Below are 16,173 nucleotides of genomic sequence, written 5' to 3' on the forward strand. Positions count from 1 at the left end.
GGAGAATGAGATGAGCCAGGTTAGCGCTGAATTTATTCCGCTCAGACTTGCTATTTTGACGGTGTCAAACCGTCGTGGTGAAGAGGACGATACCTCCGGTCACTGGTTGCGCGACGCCGCACACGATGCCGGTCATCAACTGGTGGCGAAAGCGATTGTCAAAGAGAACCGTTACGCGATCCGTGCACAAGTTTCTGCGTGGATCGCCAGCGACGACGTGCAGGTGGTGCTGATTACCGGTGGCACGGGGCTGACCGAGGGCGATCAGGTGCCGGAAGCGCTGCTGCCGCTGTTCGATCGCGAAGTCGAGGGGTTTGGCGAAGTGTTCCGCATGCTCTCCTTCGAAGAGATTGGCACCGCGACATTGCAGTCACGCGCGGTGGCCGGTATCGCCAACAGGACGCTCATTTTCGCCATGCCCGGTTCGACAAAAGCCTGTCGCACCGCCTGGGAAAATATCATTGCGCCGCAGCTTGATGCGCGCACGCGTCCGTGTAATTTCCATCCTCATCTTAAGAAATAAGTTATGTCACAACTGACCCATATTAATGCCGAGGGTGAAGCGCACATGGTGGATGTTTCCGCCAAGACCGAAACTGTTCGTGAAGCGCGCGCGGAAGCGTTTGTCACTATGCAGGCTCGCACGCTGGCGATGATTGTCGAAGGTAGCCACCATAAAGGCGACGTGTTTGCCACCGCGCGCATTGCGGGCATTCAGGCAGCAAAACGCACCTGGGAGTTGATCCCGTTGTGTCACCCGCTACTGCTCAGCAAAGTGGAAGTCCAGTTGCAGGCGCAGCCGGAGCATAATCGTGTGCGTATTGAAGCGGTTTGCCGTCTGAGCGGTAAAACCGGCGTCGAAATGGAAGCGCTGACAGCGGCTTCAGTTGCTGCGCTGACTATCTACGATATGTGTAAAGCCGTGCAGAAAGATATGGTGATTGGCCCGGTGCGCCTGCTGGAAAAAAGCGGCGGCAAATCGGGGGATTTTAAGGTGCAACACAATGATTAATATTCTTTTCTTTGCTCAGGTGCGCGAGCTGGTCGGCTGCGACAGCCTGGTTTCTGAGACGGTTTTTCCGTCCGTTGAGGCGCTGCGTCAGCATCTGGCGGCAAAAAGCGATCGCTGGGCGCTGGCGCTGGAAGAGGGCAAGCTGCTGGCGGCGGTGAACCAGACGCTGGTCAGCTTCGAACACCCGTTGAGTAGCGGTGATGAAGTGGCGTTTTTCCCACCGGTCACCGGAGGCTGAAATGAGCGAAACGCGAATTTGTGTCGAGCGCGCGGCATTTAACGTCGGAGAAGAGTACAACTGGCTGGCGGCGAAGGAGGAAGATGGCGCCGTGGTGACCTTTACCGGCAAAGTGCGTAACCACAATCTCGGCGACAGCGTCAGCGCATTAACACTGGAGCATTATCCGGGCATGACTGAAAAATCGCTGGCGGAAATTGTCGAAGAGGCGCGTGGCCGCTGGCCGCTTGGCCGCGTAACGGTTTATCACCGCGTCGGAGAACTCTGGCCGGGCGACGAAATCGTGTTTGTCGGCGTCGCCAGCGCCCATCGCAGCAGCGCCTTTGATGCCGGGCAATTTATTATGGATTACCTGAAAACCCGCGCGCCGTTCTGGAAGCGTGAAGCCACCGCAGAAGGCGATCGCTGGGTTGAAGCCCGCGACAGTGATAAACAGGCTGCACAGCGTTGGTAATTCATTGAACCGGGATGTGTTAGTCTTAGTGATGTAACCCCATCTATCAGGAGTGACTATGGACCGTTATCCTCGTTCTGATTCTATCGTCCAGCAGAGCCGCACCGGGCTTCAGACCTATATGGCACAGGTCTATGGCTGGATGACCTGCGGCCTGCTGCTCACCGCTTTTGTCGCATGGTATGCGGCCAACAGTGAAGCGGTAATGTCGTTTGTCTTCTCAAGCCGAATAACCTTTTTTGGGCTGATCATCGCGCAGCTGGCGCTGGTATTTGTGCTTTCCGGCTTGATTCAGCGTTTGAGCGCGGGTATGGCGACCACGCTGTTTATGCTCTATTCCGCGCTGACCGGACTGACGCTCTCCAGTATTTTGCTGGTTTATACCGCGCAATCTATTGCCGCAACCTTCGTGGTAACCGCCGGAATGTTTGGTGCGATGAGCCTGTACGGTTACACCACCAAACGGGATCTCAGCGGCTTCGGCAACATGCTGTTTATGGGGCTGATTGGCATTGTGCTTGCCTCGCTGGTGAATTTCTGGCTTAAAAGCGAGGCGCTGATGTGGGCGGTGACCTATATCGGCGTGGTGATTTTTGTTGGCCTGACGGCGTACGACACGCAAAAGCTGAAAAACATTGGCGAGCAGCTCGATACACGCGATGCCTCGCAACTGCGTAAGTACTCGATCCTCGGCGCGCTGACGCTGTATCTCGACTTTATCAACTTGTTCCTGATGCTGTTGCGCATTTTCGGCAACCGCCGTTAAATTGTCAGTCGCCATCAGGCAAATCGCCTGATGGCGCATTGTTCATGACTGATCCTTATGCCCGATAAGCCGCTATCCGGCCATCGGGCGCTTTCTACTCAATCAGCCCACTTTCTCCATCGCACGTTCATTTTTCTCCCGCAGTTTTTTCGCCCGGCTCTCCAGCGCCAGATAACCGATCAGTGCCAGCAGCAGCGGCAGAAAATAGTAGAGCACGCGATAAGCCAGCAGGGCCGCGATAATGGTTCCCTGTGCCACATGTTCACCCGCCAGCAGTGCGATAAATACGGCTTCCAGCACGCCGATACCCGCTGGAATATGCACAATGACTCCGGCGATACTGCTTACCAGCAGTACACCGAGCACAAAAAAGAAATCTGCTTTCATGCCCAGCAATAACCAGATAATCGCGCCCATCGCTATCCAGTTGGCGCTGGATATCACTAGCTGGGCGACGGCGAATTTCCACGAAGGCAGTACCAGCTTGTGGCCTTTCACCGTCAGATGACGGCGCTTAGCGAAAGCGCAGCACCCTAAATAGCCGATAATCACCAGCAGCAGCACCACGCCAACAATACGCAGCGTGCGCCCATCGATATACCAGTGCGCCGGGATCTGCACTACGCCAAAGCTAAAGATCACGCCGCCGAGCAAGATGTAGCCCAGCCAGTTAGTGGTAATACTGAGTGAAAAAATCCGTGTGATCGTGCTGCCGGGCAACCCAAGGCGTGAATAGAGCCGATAACGCATGCCGATGCCGCCAACCCAGGTGCTGAGCGTCAGGTTAAAGGCATAACAGATAAACGACACCAGCATTACCTGGCGTTTCGCCAGTTTATGCCCGCAATAAGCGCGGCCGAGCAGATCATAAAACCCGTACAACACATAGCTGACAATCACCAGTGCGACGGCGCTCAGCAGTGCGGTGCGGTTATAGCCGCGAATCACTTGCCAGACATCGTCCCAGTTAACCTTCTGCGCGTAGAGTACCAGCAATACGGCCACGGCGATAAAAAACAGCACCGTCAGGATCTTTTTCGCCAGCCGCCAGCGAGGATGTGATTTTTTCATCAGGGTTTTACCCCCGAATGTTCTGTTTCTGTGCGATCCTGGGTTTCGATTTCTGGCTGGATGGGCGGTTTCACCTGTGCCAGCTGTGGCGTATGCGCAGGAAGCCAGCCGGCCATGGCCGGAAAATGGCGTAAGAAGTGGAACACGACAATGCTCTTGCCGAGGTTCCACCAGGTGCGCTTCGGTGCCATCGACTCATCCACACGCACGCAATCCTCGCGAATAATGGCCTGCAAATTGTCGCGCAGCGTCTGGTTAAATTTACGGTCATGAATAATGAGGTTAGCCTCCAGATTTAGCGACAGACTGAGTGGATCGAGGTTGCTGGAACCCACTGTCGCCCAGTGATCGTCCATCAGTGCCACTTTGCCGTGCAGCGGACGGCGGCGATATTCATACACCTGAACGCCGCCTTTAAGCAGATAGTTGTACAGCAACTCCGCACCGACTTTGACAATCGGCATATCTGGCTCGCCCTGCACAATCAGCTTCACCGACACACCGCGTCGGGCAGCGTTGCGCATGGCGTGCAGCAGGCGATAACCGGGAAAGAAATAGGCGTTGGCAATAATCACTTCACGGCGGGCGTTGGCCAGCATCTTCAGATAATGACGTTCAATATCGTCGCGATGGTCATTATTATCGCGCCAGATAAACAGTGCCTGCGCTTCGCCGGGCGTGCGGTTCTCTTCCGGTCGATGGCGTCTGCGTTTCCACCAGCGTTTTGCCGGAGCGTTGTCCGGTAGATTCTCCAGCTCAAATTGCAGAATATCTTCCACGATTGGCCCTTCAACACGCACGGCGTAATCCTGCTTGGCTTCCGGACCATAGCTGGTGAGGTGTTCCGCTGAATAGTTAATGCCACCGACGAAAGCTACGGTGTTATCGATCACCACAATTTTACGGTGCATGCGGCGAAAGAGATTGGTTCGCATACCGAGAAGACGCGGGCGCGGATCGTAATAGCGGAATACCACGCCCGCGGTGGTCAGCTCGTTGACAAACGGCTCGCTTAAATCCGGCGAGCCATAACCATCCAGCAGCACTTCGATGTTGATCCCGCGACGGGCGGCCCGCAGCAACACCTGCTGCAACTGGCGACCAACGTTATCCTCAAACCAGATAAAAGTTTCCAGGATGACGCGTTGCTGCGCATGGTCGATAGCGTCATACAGCGCAGGATAGTAGTTATCGCCGTTTTCCAGTAACTGAATATGGTTACCTTCCCGCCATGTGCATTTCATAGGTGGATCTCCGCGCTTAAAGGAGCGTGATCGGAAAGGTGTCGCCAGTTACGCAGCGGCAGTGCGGTCGGCGCACTGGCATTGGCGTTTTTCACATAGATGCGATCGAGCCTTAACACTGGCAGCGCAACCGGGAAAGTGCGGGCAGGGCGGCCATGAGCGCGAGTGAAGATCTCCTCCAGCCCAGCCTGCCTCTTCAGCGGATGGTTCGCTTTTTGTCGCCAGTCATTAAAGTCGCCTGCCACCACAACCGGTTCGCCTTCGGGTAGCGCATTCACCCGCTCTGCCAGCATGGTGAGCTGCGCCTGGCGATGGGCTTCCCGCAGTCCAAGATGAACACAAATAACATGTAATGAATGGCCAAGATCCGGTGGTGTAATGCGGCAGTAGAGCAGGCCACGTTTTTCGCTGTCATCGATCGAAACATCAAGATTTTCAAAGTGTTCAATCGGATAGCGTGAAAGCACTGCATTCCCGTGATGCCCTTCGGGATAAACCGCGTTGCGTCCGTAGGCGTAATCGCTCCACATGGTATCGGCAAGAAACTCATAGTGGGTCGTGTCCGGCCAGTTCTCCACATGCAGTGGATGCACTTCGTGGGCGCCCATCACTTCTTGCAGGCAGACGATATCTGCGCTGACGGTCCGTACCGCGTCACGCAGCTCAGGCAAAATAAAGCGCCGGTTAAACGCGGTGAAGCCTTTATGGGTATTGATGGTGAGCACTTTCAATGAAAAATGTCGCGCGTGTTGGGTCATAATTCTCCTGCCAGCGTCACTCTCCTCGTGAAAATAAATTGTAGTCCCTGTCACAAATTGTGGCGGGGTTACGGAATTTTCCGTAAATCCGCGTACTCTTCAGAAAGACAAAAATTCTTCAGGAGAGAGACCATGAAGTGGCAACAGCACGTTCGTGATGTAACTGGCCTGAGTTGCTGGCAGATTATGTTGCATATGCTGATTGTAGCGCTACTGGTGATGGGCTGGATGAGTGGTTCTCTGGTGCACATTGGTCTGGGTCTGTGCGTACTTTACGGTATGTCTGTGCTGTTGATGCTGTTTCTGCAGCGACACCATGATGCACGCTGGCGAGGCATCGGCGATGTGCTGGAAGAGTTGACCACCACCTGGTATTTCGGCGCGTCGCTGATCGTTATCTGGCTACTTTCCCGCGTGCTGACTAATCACTTTATTCTGGCTGCCGCCGGGCTGGCGATTCTTGCGGGGCCAGCGGTGGTTTCGCTTCTGACCAAAGAACGCAAGTTAGGCAATATTTCTGCGAAACAGCGCATACGCCGCTGATCCTGTGATGGCCGCAATCACCATCAGCGGCCATAAACTCTGCCAGACAATCGTTAAGCTGGCATCCTTCAGATAGATCTCCTTGGTGATATCGGTAAAGTGCCGGATAGGGTTACCCCAGGTCAAATCCTGCAACCAGACCGGCATGTTCTCCACCGGCGACACATAGCCCGACAGCAGGATCGCGGGCATCATAAAGACAAATACACCTATAAATGCCTGCTGCTGCGTAGCACAAAGCGATGAAATCAGCAGGCCGAAACCCACCAGCGATAACCCATAAATCAGCATTGAGAAATAGAACAGCAGCAGCGATCCTGCAAAGGGAATTTTATAGGCCAGAATGCCGACGGCGAGCACAATCGTCGCCTGAAACGTTGCGACAATCAGCGCCGGGATGGCTTTGCCGACAAAAATTTGCCATGTTGACAGCGGCGAGACCAGCAGCTGATCCAGCGTGCCTTGTTCGCGTTCGCGTGCCACAGAAAGTGAGGTCACAATCATCACGCCGATAGTGGTGATCATGGCGATCAGCGAAGGCACCACAAACCATTTGTAATCGAGATTTGGGTTGTACCAGTTGCGTATCACCAGCTCGCTGTTATTCGGTTTCTGCTGGTTGCTCAGCAACTCCTGCTGATAATCCTGCACGATTTGTTGCAAGTAATTGGCGGCGATTTGCGCGCTGTTGGAATTGCGTCCGTCGAGGATCAACTGCATTGGCGCGCTGATTCCGTTATCAAGATTGCGGGAAAAATCGGCCGGAAAACGCACCAGCAACAACGCTTTCTGTGTATCGATAGTCGGACGTATCTCCTGCGGGCTTTTCAGCAGCAGAATATGGGTAAAGGCTTTAGCGCGGGCAAAACGCTGCGTCAGCTCAACTGCGTGCTCGCCGTTATCTTCGTTATAAATGGCGACAGTGGCGTTGGTCACTTCCAGCGTGGCGGCAAAGGGGAACAGCAATACCTGCAACAGCACCGGCAGGATCAGAATGGCGCGGGTTTGCGGTTCGCGCAGTAGCGACTGTAACTCTTTGCGGATAAGCGTCAGTAAACGGTGAAACATGGGTTTTCCTTAATCCAGTCTGCGTTTGGTTTTCAGCCACGTCAGGCCAATAAACATAATCGCCGAGGCAATCAAAAACAGTACGTTAATCATCAACACCAGCGGGATATTCCCCGCCAGGAACAGGCTTTGCAGGGTACTGACGAAATAACGCGCCGGTATGATATAGGTCACCACGCGGATCACTGCTGGCATGCTGTCAATCTGGAAGATAAAACCGGACAACATAATTGACGGTAAAAAAGCGGCGTTCAGGGCTACTTGCGCGGCGTTAAACTGGTTACGTGTGACGGTGGAAATCAGCAACCCCATCCCCAATGTGCTGAGCAAAAACAAGCTGGTGATGAGAAATAAAATCAGCAGCGAGCCGCGATAAGGCACGCCGAGAATAAACACTGACACCAGCATGCACAGCAGCATCGCCAGCATGCCGAGGAAATAGTAGGGAATCAGCTTGCACAGCAGCAATTCCGCGCGCGTCACTTCTGTTGAAAGCAGGGCCTCCATCGTGCCGCGCTCCCATTCGCGTGCCACCACCAGCGAGGTGAGGATGGCGCCTATCACCGTCATGATGATGGTCACTGCGCCGGGAATAATAAAATGCTGGCTGATGGCTGCCGGGTTAAACCAGTAGCGGGTCTGCACATCGATCAACGGCTCAAATGTTTGGCCCCGATCTTCTGCCCGCTGCTGCTGCCAGAGTTGCCAGATCCCCTGAACGTAGCCCTGCACAAAGTTGGCGGTATTCGGTTCGCTACCATCGGTGATCACCTGAATCGGGGCAACTTCATTTGCGCGCGCCATCTGCGCGGCGAAATTTGTCGGCACCACCACCAGTCCACGAATACGCCCGGCTTGCATCATCTGGATGAGTTGTGGGCGGTTATCGCTAATCGTGGCATCAATATAGGGCGAGCCGGTTAGCGTATGGGTGAAATCCATTGCTTCTTTGCTCTGCTGCTCCAGTAGCACGCCAATGCGTAGCTTGCTGGAATCAAGGTTGATGCCGTAACCGAAGATAAACAGCAGCAACAGCGGGATGACGACAGCAATCAGCCAACTACTGGGGTCACGGATAATCTGCCGCGTCTCTTTGACGCACAGCGCCCGCACGCGCCGCCAACTGAGGGTGTTAAGATGCATGGCCGTGCTCCTTATCCCAGTTATGGATAAGCGTAATAAAAGCCTGCTCCATTGTCGGATCTGGGTTATCTGCATCGGCGCTTTGCGCTTTTAAATCATCCGGCGTGCCGCTGGCGATAAGTTTCCCGCGGTACACCAGCCCGATACGATCGCAATACTCGGCTTCGTCCATAAAGTGTGTAGTGACCATCACGGTCACGCCTTTTTCCACCATACTGTTGATGTGCAGCCAGAATTCCCGGCGCGTTAGCGGATCAACACCGGACGTGGGTTCATCAAGGAACAGAATATCCGGCTCATGCATCAGCGAGCAGGCCAGCGCCAGGCGCTGCTTAAAGCCCAGTGGCAATTCATCGGTAGGATGACGGGCAATGGCTTTCAGCCCAAACGCCTCGCTCATACGGGTTATCTTTTCATTTTGCGCCCGTCCACGCAGGCCATAGACGCCGGAGAAAAAGCGCAGGTTCTGTTCCACCGTCAGGTTGCTGTACAACGAGAATTTTTGCGCCATATAACCCAGATGCTGGCGCGCTTTACCGGAGCTGACTTTGAGATCGAGATTCAGCACCAGCGCCTGGCCGTCGGTCGGCACCAACAATCCGCACATCATCTTGAAGGTGGTCGATTTACCCGCGCCGTTCGGCCCCAGCAGGCCAAAGATTTCACCGCGCTTGACAGCAAAATCGACGTGGTCGGTAGCGGCGAAATCACCAAATTTTTTGGTCAGCGCGCGGGCTTCAATCACCGTTTCGTCCGTGCTGCCTTCCACCGTATGCAGAATCGCCCCCAGCGGCGATTCGGACTCGCCCGCGCCGCCGAGCAGATCGATAAACGCATCTTCAAAGCGCGGCGTGGTTTCCGCTATCTCTAATGCCGGCATATTCTCTGCGCGGCGAATTTCGTCGACATGTGCCTCTTTTTTCAGAATCATGCGTACTGATCGCCCCTGAATCATGCCATCGCTGACTTGTGGCTGACGCAGAATAAGACGCAGTAAGCGGCGGTTATTCTCCTGCGCACTGGTGACAAGAAAACTGCGCCCGGCCATGCGTTTCGTCAGCGCAGTCGGCTCGCCCTGATAAAGCAATTCTCCTCCGTTCATCAACAGCACATCGCGGCACTGCTCCGCTTCATCAAGATAGGAAGTGCTCCAGAGGATCAGCATCCCTTCGCCCGCCAGTTCATGCACCATCTGCCACAGTTCGCGGCGGGAAATCGGGTCAACGCCGACGCCCGGTTCATCCAGCAACAGCACTTTCGGTTCGCCGACCAGCGTGCAGGCCAACCCCAGTTTCTGCTTCATTCCGCCGGAGAGCTTTCCGGCCAGTCGTTCGGTAAACGGCGCGAGGGAGGTAAACGCCAGAAGGCGTTCGAAGGTCTGACGACGCTGCTCGCCGGTGACGCTGCGCAGATCGGCGTACAGATTGAGGTTTTCCATCACCGTTAAATCTTCGTACAGCCCAAATTTTTGCGGCATATAACCGAGCATAGCGTGCAGTTCGCTATCCTGGCGCAGCGGATCCAGCCCCATCACCTGCACGCTGCCTTCATCCTGCTTCATCAGCCCGGCAAGAATACGCATCAGCGTCGTTTTCCCTGCACCATCCGGGCCGACCAGACCGGTGACATAACCGGCGTGAATCTCGCAGTCGAGCTTTGCGACGGCAGGTTTTTCCATACCTGGAAAGCGTTTTACCAGCCCGTGTAAAAGGATGGATGCCTCATTCATGATGCGCCTCGCCCGCATAACGCACGGTTACTGGCATCCCCTGGCGCAGCGAGTTGTCAGCATCGGTAACGATAATGCGCAGGCGATACACCAGATCCGTTCGCAGATCCGGGGTTTGCACGGTTTTGGGTGTAAATTCGGCGGTGGGCGAGACAAAGCCGATTTTGCCGTGATAGGGCTTATTCGGTCGTCCATCAGTGTAGAGCAGCACGTCCTGCCCCGGCTGCGTCTGCTGCAAATTGATCTCATCAACATAGGCGCGCACCCATACCGGACGGGTTAATGACACGGTGAATACGGTGCCGCCCGCGCTGAGCATGCTACCTGGCTCAACGGCGCGGGTCAGGATTGTCCCGGCAGAAGGGGCAACCAGCGTGGTGTCATGAAGGTCCAGTTGCGCCTGCGCCAGTGCAGCCTGCGCCTGTTCAAGGCCCGCTTTCGCCTGTTCAATCTCCTGCGGGCGGTTACCTGTGCGGTACTGGCTTAACTTGTCCTGCGCGGATTTCAGCGTTGCCAGTGCCTGATCTCGTGTGGAACGGGCATTTTCCAGATCGTTGGCGGAGACCACCCGACTTTTCCATAACCCTTGCTGACGCTGAAAGTAGTTTTGCGCATAGTCATAGGCGGCCCGCGCCTGATTCACCGCCGCGACAGCCTGGGCAATCTCTTCATCACGGTAACCGGCGGTAGCCAGATCGTATTTAGCGAGCGCTGTGGAGACATTGGCCTGCGCCTGCAACAAGGCATTCTGATAGGGCGCTTTATCGAGCTCACCGAGCGTCTGTCCGGCATGGATTGCATCGCCCTCATCAACGTTTAGCGAAGCGAGCCGCCCGCCGACGCGGAAACTCAAATTCACTGTGCGAATATCAACGTTGCCATACAGGGTGAGCGCGCGCTCCTGCCTGCTGTGATACCACATCCAGCCGCCAGCCAGTGCGGCGATAACCACCACCACTATCAACACCGTAACGAGAGGTTTTTTCATCACTCCGGACTCCTGTGCGTTAATCCTTGCAAAATGAGATCAATATGGCAGGTGATAACCTGATAAATTTGCTCGGTTTTCTCTTCATCAAACTGCGGCCAGCCCGCACGCAGCAAGAAAGTTTCCCGCCCGAGACGAAACGCGAGAATTTCACCGAACAGCGCATGGGTGTGAATAATGGTTTCGGTATCCGTGGCATCCCGCCCGGTGTAGGCCGCCAGCAGAGCGGTGAGATAGCTGTGCATCGGCGCAATGACCTGATCGTGCACCCGCTGATACGCCCGCGTTGGCGAGAGTTGCTCGCGGGAGATAAATTTGCTCAGGTTGAGTGTCTCATCGCGGGTGAGCAGCGTTATCATATTACGGCAGGCGCTATGGATCAGGGCGCGTATCTCCTCCTTATCCGGCTCCGGCTGCACGAACAGCGCTTCGGCCGCCTGGACATGTGGATGGAAATTCTTATTGATAAAGTCGGCGATCCACTGAGCGCAGGCGAGGTATAAATCCTCTTTCGAGCCAAAATAGTAGGTAATTGCCGCAATATTTTGCCCGGCCTGTGCGGCGATATCGCGGGTGGTGGCGTGCAGCCCGTATTCACCGAATTGCGCCAGCGCGGCGGCAATCAACTGTTGTTTGGCCTGTTCGCCTTTACTGGTCGTGGGGGGTGTATTCATGGCAGCAAAATAATTAATCAATCGATTGATTAAATTTATGCTTGAGAGCGAAGCTTGTCCAGCGCCAGACAGGGAAAAGGTGACGAGTGAACCGAACCGGTCCAGACAGCGCGGTAAGGTTGACCTGCAACAGGAGGAAATATTGCCGATGATTCCATGGCGGATATTTATGCGCTCGATCACAAAAGCTGATACACTTCGCACCTTCATGACACTGTGGTTTTTGTCATCAGTCAAATTATTATCTCCCTGAAAACTACACCTGTGACAGGTCGGGGCGGTGCGGAGTTGTTATGTCATTTGATGCCCTTGGCCTGAACCCGGATATCCTGCGCGCTATCGCCGAGCAGGGTTATGTTCAGCCGACCCCTATTCAGCAGCAGGCGATCCCCGCCGTACTGCAAGGCCGCGACCTGATGGCCAGTGCCCAGACCGGTACCGGTAAAACAGCTGGCTTCGCCCTGCCGCTGCTGCAACTGCTGGTACAAAAAGAGCCGCACGCGAAAGGCCGCCGTCCGATACGCGCGTTGATCCTGACGCCAACCCGCGAACTGGCGGCGCAAATCGGTGAGAACATACGCGACTACAGCCAGTATCTGAACATCCGTTCGCTGGTGGTGTTTGGCGGCGTCAGCATCAACCCGCAGATGATGAAACTGCGTGGTGGTGTTGATGTGCTGGTGGCTACGCCTGGCCGTCTGCTCGACCTGGAACACCAAAATGCGCTGAGCCTCGATAGCGTGGAAATTCTGGTGCTGGATGAAGCTGACCGCATGCTGGATATGGGCTTTATTCACGATATTCGCCGCGTGCTGGCAAAACTGCCTTCGCGCCGTCAGAACCTGCTGTTTTCTGCGACTTTCTCCGACGACATCAAAGCGCTGGCGGGAAAACTGCTGCACAACCCTCTGGAAATCGAAGTGGCGCGCCGCAACACCGCCTCCGGACAGGTGACGCAGCATGTGCACTTCGTGGATAAAAAACGTAAGCGTGAACTGCTGTCGCAGATGATTGGCCAGGGTAACTGGCAGCAGGTGCTGGTCTTTACCCGTACCAAGCACGGCGCCAACCACCTGGCGGAACAACTGAATAAAGATGGCATCACCAGTGCGGCTATCCACGGTAACAAGAGTCAGGGCGCGCGTACCCGTGCGTTGGCGGATTTTAAATCCGGGGATATTCGCGTGCTGGTGGCAACGGATATCGCGGCTCGCGGGCTCGACATCGAAGAGTTACCGCACGTAGTGAACTATGAGCTGCCGAACGTACCGGAAGATTACGTCCACCGTATCGGCCGTACCGGGCGCGCGGCTGCTACCGGTGAAGCGCTGTCGCTGGTCTGCGTTGATGAACACAAATTGCTACGTGACATCGAGCGTCTGTTGCAAAAAGAGATCCCGCGCATTGCCATCGAAGGCTATGACCCGGATCCGTCAATCAAAGCCGAACCGATACAGAATGGTCGTGGTCAGGGCGGCGGCCGTCAGGGTGGTGGTCGCGGGCAGGGCGGTGGTGGTCGTGGTCAGTCTGCACCGCGCCGCAATGAGGGTGAAGAGCAGAAACCGCGCGCCCCGCGTCGTACTGACGGTGAAGCGCAAAAACCACGAACGCCACGCCGCAGTGAAGGGGGTTCACGCCGCCTGGATGGTAACGCCCAGCCTGCGCGTGACAACCAGGGTAAACCGGCAGGAAACGGCGCTCGCCGTCGCCGTCCGCGTAAACCGTCTGCCGCCCAGTAACGCATTTTCAGGCCGGATATACCCCTTATCCGGTAATCAACGCCGCCAGCGGGCAATTTACCGGCTGGCGGCGTTGTTTTATCTTACGTTCGCGATTAAAGCGTACCAGACAAAGTCGTTATTCTTTCGCGTCCGGATCAATTCACCGGTCACCGGATTCAGTTCGGTGTGGGTGACCGCGCGCTCATCGACAGCGTGCCGACTACACCCCCCGCCACTACGTCTATCTTTTTCATCAGTCAGATAATGTCACCGGAGAGCGCAGTACCGGTGAAAATCCCCGGCGGCCATTCATTTGTAGTTCTGGTTACTCGTTTCCAGCCACCACATCGCTAACGCCCACAAACAAAAATGGACAAAACGTAAATACAGTAACGGACATAATCTGCCCTGTTAAATGTTCAACGTGCTATATAGAGTACTTATGTACGGATCTGTTAATTTATGATCCGCTGGCGAAAAATATCCTGTAGTGCAGATAGGGCTAATGTGTTTTCGCGGCCGCTTCCAGAATGGCAAAAAGGGTTACCCAGCGGGCGCTAAAAATGCCACAATAGTGGCTGTTTATACAGTATTTCAGGTTTCTTCATGGCTCTTACCGCCGCGCTAAAAGCGCAGATCGCTGCCTGGTATAAGGCGTTGCAACAGCAGATCCCAGACTTTATTCCCCGTGCGCCGCAGCGGCAGATGATTGCTGATGTTGCGAAAACGCTGGCGGGTGAAGAGGGCAGGCATCTGGCGATCGAAGCGCCGACCGGCGTCGGGAAAACCCTCTCTTATTTAATTCCGGGTATTGCAATTGCCCGCGAAGAGCAAAAAACGCTGGTGGTCAGTACCGCCAACGTGGCGTTGCAGGATCAGATCTACAGTAAAGACCTGCCGCTGTTGCGCAAAATTATCCCCGATTTACGTTTTACCGCAGCGTTTGGCCGTGGGCGCTATGTCTGCCCGCGTAATCTGGCCGCGCTGGCCAGTAGCGAGCCAGACCAGCAGGATCTGCTGGCGTTCCTTGATGATGAGCTGACTCCGGGCAGCAAAGAGGAACAGAAGCAGTGCGCGACGTTGAAAGCCGATCTCGACAGCTATAAATGGGATGGTTTGCGCGATCACACTGATAAAGCCATCAGTGATGAGTTATGGCGTCGCCTCAGCACCGATAAAGCCAGTTGCCTGAACCGCAACTGCCACTACTATCGGGAATGCCCGTTCTTTGTCGCTCGGCGTGAAATTCAGGAAGCGGAAGTGGTGGTGGCGAACCACGCGCTGGTGATGGCGGCGCTGGAGAGTGAAGCCGTCTTGCCGGAGCCGAAAAATCTGCTACTGGTTCTGGATGAAGGCCATCATCTGGCGGATGTGGCGCGCGATGCGCTGGAAATGAGTGCTGAAATAACGGCGTCCTGGTATCAGCTACAACTCGACTTATTTACCCGGCTGGTGGCGACATGCCTGGAGCAGTTTCGGCCGAAAACCCTGCCGCCGTTGGCGACGCCCGAGCGGCTCAATGCCCATTGCGAAGAGCTGTTCGGGCTGATTTCATCATTGAATAACATGCTCAACCTCTATCTTCCTGCCAACCAGGAAGCCGAATACCGCTTTGCTATGGGCGAGCTGCCGGATGAGGTGATGGCGATTTGTCAGCGGCTGGCGAAGCTAACAGAAATGCTGCGCGGGCTGGCGGAGCTGTTCCTCAACGATTTAAGCGAAAAGACCGGTAGCCACGATATTGTGCGTTTACACCGTCTGATCCTGCAAATGAACCGTGCGCTTGGCATGTTTGAAGGCCAGAGCAAACTCTGGCGGCTGGCCTCGATGGTGCAGGCATCCGGCGCGCCGGTATCGAAATGGGCGACGCGCGAAGTGCGGGAGGGGCAGTTGCATCTGCTGTTTCACTGTGTGGGCATTCGCGTCAGCGATCAGTTGGAGAAGTTACTGTGGCGCAGCGTGCCGCATATTGTCATCACCTCCGCCACGCTCCGATCGCTGAACAGTTTTAATCGTTTGCAAGAAATGAGTGGCCTGAAAGAGAAAGCAGGCGACCGATTTGTCTCGCTGGATTCGCCTTTCAATCACGTCGAACAGGGGAAGATTGTTATCCCGCAAATGCGCTACGAACCGCTGATTGAAAATGAAGAGCAGCATATCGCCGAAATGGCGACCTGGTTTCGTGAGCAGGTGGAAAGTAAAGCCCATCCGGGCATGTTGGTGCTGTTCGCCAGCCAGCGCGCGATGCAGCTGTTTTTAAGTTATGTGGCCGATTTACGCCTGCTGCTATTGGTACAGGGCGATCAGCCGCGCTATCGGTTGGTTGAGCTGCACCGTAAAAGGATCGATTCTGGCGAGCGCAGCGTGCTGGTTGGCTTGCAATCCTTTGCCGAAGGGCTGGATCTGAAAGGCGATTATCTGACGCAGGTACATATTCATAAAATCGCTTTTCCGCCGATTGATAGCCCGGTGGTGATCACTGAAGGCGAATGGCTGAAGAGCCTCAACCGTTATCCGTTTGAAGTACAGAGTTTGCCCAGCGCTTCGTTTAATCTTATCCAGCAGGTCGGCAGGCTTATCCGCAGCCACGGCTGTCGCGGCGAAGTGGTGATTTATGATAAGCGCCTGCTGACCAAAAGCTATGGAAAACGTCTACTTGATGCGCTACCGGTGTTTCCTATTTCCCAACCGGCAATGCCGGACGTTATAGTGAAGAAACCAGAACAAAAGCGCCGCAGGCGCCGTTAACGATGTGAGCATGCGA

The 16,173-nt window shown here is 55.1% G+C and carries 16 protein-coding genes; 8 read left to right on the forward strand and 8 right to left on the reverse strand.

Features of this window, described 5'->3' with window-relative positions; all coding sequences use genetic code 11:
* The first annotated feature begins 10 nt into the window (after positions 1-10).
* The 5 genes from moaB to BM427_RS02990 are packed head-to-tail and all read left to right on the forward strand — an operon-like array spanning position 11 to position 2,470.
* Positions 11-523: a molybdenum cofactor biosynthesis protein B gene (gene moaB / locus BM427_RS02970; RefSeq protein ID WP_090119067.1), complete on the forward strand. Its 513-nt coding sequence runs from the start codon at positions 11-13 to the stop codon at positions 521-523.
* A gap of 3 nt (positions 524-526) precedes the next feature.
* On the forward strand, positions 527-1,012 hold the full coding sequence (moaC, locus tag BM427_RS02975; protein ID WP_090119069.1) for a cyclic pyranopterin monophosphate synthase MoaC: 486 nt from the start codon (positions 527-529) through the stop codon (positions 1,010-1,012).
* On the forward strand, positions 1,005-1,250 hold the full coding sequence (gene moaD, locus BM427_RS02980) for a molybdopterin synthase sulfur carrier subunit (RefSeq protein ID WP_043954175.1): 246 nt from the start codon (positions 1,005-1,007) through the stop codon (positions 1,248-1,250). Before moaC ends, moaD begins: the two co-directional genes overlap by 8 nt.
* Position 1,251: 1 nt before the next feature.
* The gene (gene moaE / locus BM427_RS02985) at positions 1,252-1,704 is read left to right on the forward strand and encodes a molybdopterin synthase catalytic subunit MoaE (protein ID WP_090119071.1); all 453 of its coding nucleotides are present in this window, start codon (positions 1,252-1,254) and stop codon (positions 1,702-1,704) included.
* Positions 1,705-1,762: 58 nt separating this feature from the next.
* On the forward strand, positions 1,763-2,470 hold the full coding sequence (locus tag BM427_RS02990) for a Bax inhibitor-1/YccA family protein (RefSeq protein ID WP_090119072.1): 708 nt from the start codon (positions 1,763-1,765) through the stop codon (positions 2,468-2,470).
* A gap of 102 nt (positions 2,471-2,572) precedes the next feature.
* Here the strand turns inward: BM427_RS02990 and BM427_RS02995 are convergent, their stop codons facing one another.
* The 3 genes from BM427_RS02995 to BM427_RS03005 are packed head-to-tail and all read right to left on the reverse strand — an operon-like array spanning position 2,573 to position 5,543.
* Positions 2,573-3,541: a lysylphosphatidylglycerol synthase domain-containing protein gene (locus BM427_RS02995; protein ID WP_090119073.1), complete on the reverse strand. Its 969-nt coding sequence runs from the start codon at positions 3,539-3,541 to the stop codon at positions 2,573-2,575.
* Positions 3,541-4,785 carry a cardiolipin synthase ClsB gene (clsB, locus tag BM427_RS03000; protein WP_090119076.1) on the reverse strand — a complete coding sequence of 415 codons (1,245 nt, stop codon included), beginning with the start codon at positions 4,783-4,785 and terminating at the stop codon, positions 3,541-3,543. Before clsB ends, BM427_RS02995 begins: the two co-directional genes overlap by 1 nt.
* On the reverse strand, positions 4,782-5,543 hold the full coding sequence (locus tag BM427_RS03005; protein ID WP_090119078.1) for an endonuclease/exonuclease/phosphatase family protein: 762 nt from the start codon (positions 5,541-5,543) through the stop codon (positions 4,782-4,784). The genes clsB and BM427_RS03005 overlap by 4 nt, the downstream gene beginning before the upstream one ends.
* A 132-nt stretch (positions 5,544-5,675) precedes the next feature.
* Here BM427_RS03005 and BM427_RS03010 point away from each other — a divergent pair, with 132 nt between their 5' ends.
* Positions 5,676-6,086, forward strand: coding sequence for a YbhQ family protein (locus BM427_RS03010; protein ID WP_090119080.1), 411 nt, complete (start codon positions 5,676-5,678; stop codon positions 6,084-6,086).
* Here the strand turns inward: BM427_RS03010 and BM427_RS03015 are convergent.
* Genes BM427_RS03015 through cecR form a run of 5 tightly spaced genes read right to left on the reverse strand, consistent with a single transcriptional unit; the run spans position 6,048 to position 11,688 of the window.
* Complete coding sequence (locus BM427_RS03015) at positions 6,048-7,154, reverse strand: ABC transporter permease (RefSeq protein ID WP_090119082.1); 1,107 nt, start codon at positions 7,152-7,154, stop codon at positions 6,048-6,050. The genes BM427_RS03010 and BM427_RS03015 overlap by 39 nt on opposite strands.
* Positions 7,155-7,163: 9 nt before the next feature.
* Positions 7,164-8,297 (reverse strand): ABC transporter permease, encoded by a 1,134-nt coding sequence (locus BM427_RS03020; protein WP_090119084.1) that lies wholly within the window; start codon positions 8,295-8,297, stop codon positions 7,164-7,166.
* A complete protein-coding gene (locus BM427_RS03025) occupies positions 8,287-10,026 on the reverse strand; it encodes an ATP-binding cassette domain-containing protein (RefSeq protein WP_090119086.1) in 1,740 nt (579 codons plus the stop codon). The genes BM427_RS03020 and BM427_RS03025 overlap by 11 nt, the downstream gene beginning before the upstream one ends.
* The gene (gene hlyD / locus BM427_RS03030; RefSeq protein ID WP_090119088.1) at positions 10,019-11,014 is read right to left on the reverse strand and encodes a secretion protein HlyD; all 996 of its coding nucleotides are present in this window, start codon (positions 11,012-11,014) and stop codon (positions 10,019-10,021) included. Before hlyD ends, BM427_RS03025 begins: the two co-directional genes overlap by 8 nt.
* Positions 11,014-11,688 (reverse strand): transcriptional regulator CecR, encoded by a 675-nt coding sequence (gene cecR / locus BM427_RS03035; protein ID WP_090120658.1) that lies wholly within the window; start codon positions 11,686-11,688, stop codon positions 11,014-11,016. Before cecR ends, hlyD begins: the two co-directional genes overlap by 1 nt.
* A gap of 293 nt (positions 11,689-11,981) precedes the next feature.
* Here cecR and rhlE point away from each other — a divergent pair, with 293 nt between their 5' ends.
* Both rhlE and dinG read left to right on the forward strand, forming a co-directional pair.
* A complete protein-coding gene (gene rhlE, locus BM427_RS03040) occupies positions 11,982-13,427 on the forward strand; it encodes an ATP-dependent RNA helicase RhlE (RefSeq protein WP_090119089.1) in 1,446 nt (481 codons plus the stop codon).
* A gap of 588 nt (positions 13,428-14,015) precedes the next feature.
* The gene (gene dinG, locus BM427_RS03045) at positions 14,016-16,157 is read left to right on the forward strand and encodes an ATP-dependent DNA helicase DinG (RefSeq protein ID WP_090119091.1); all 2,142 of its coding nucleotides are present in this window, start codon (positions 14,016-14,018) and stop codon (positions 16,155-16,157) included.
* Positions 16,158-16,173 lie beyond the last annotated feature (16 nt).

Origin of the sequence: Kosakonia arachidis (genome assembly GCF_900116535.1) — a bacterium.
In the GTDB taxonomy this organism is placed as follows: Bacteria; Pseudomonadota; Gammaproteobacteria; order Enterobacterales; family Enterobacteriaceae; genus Kosakonia; species Kosakonia arachidis.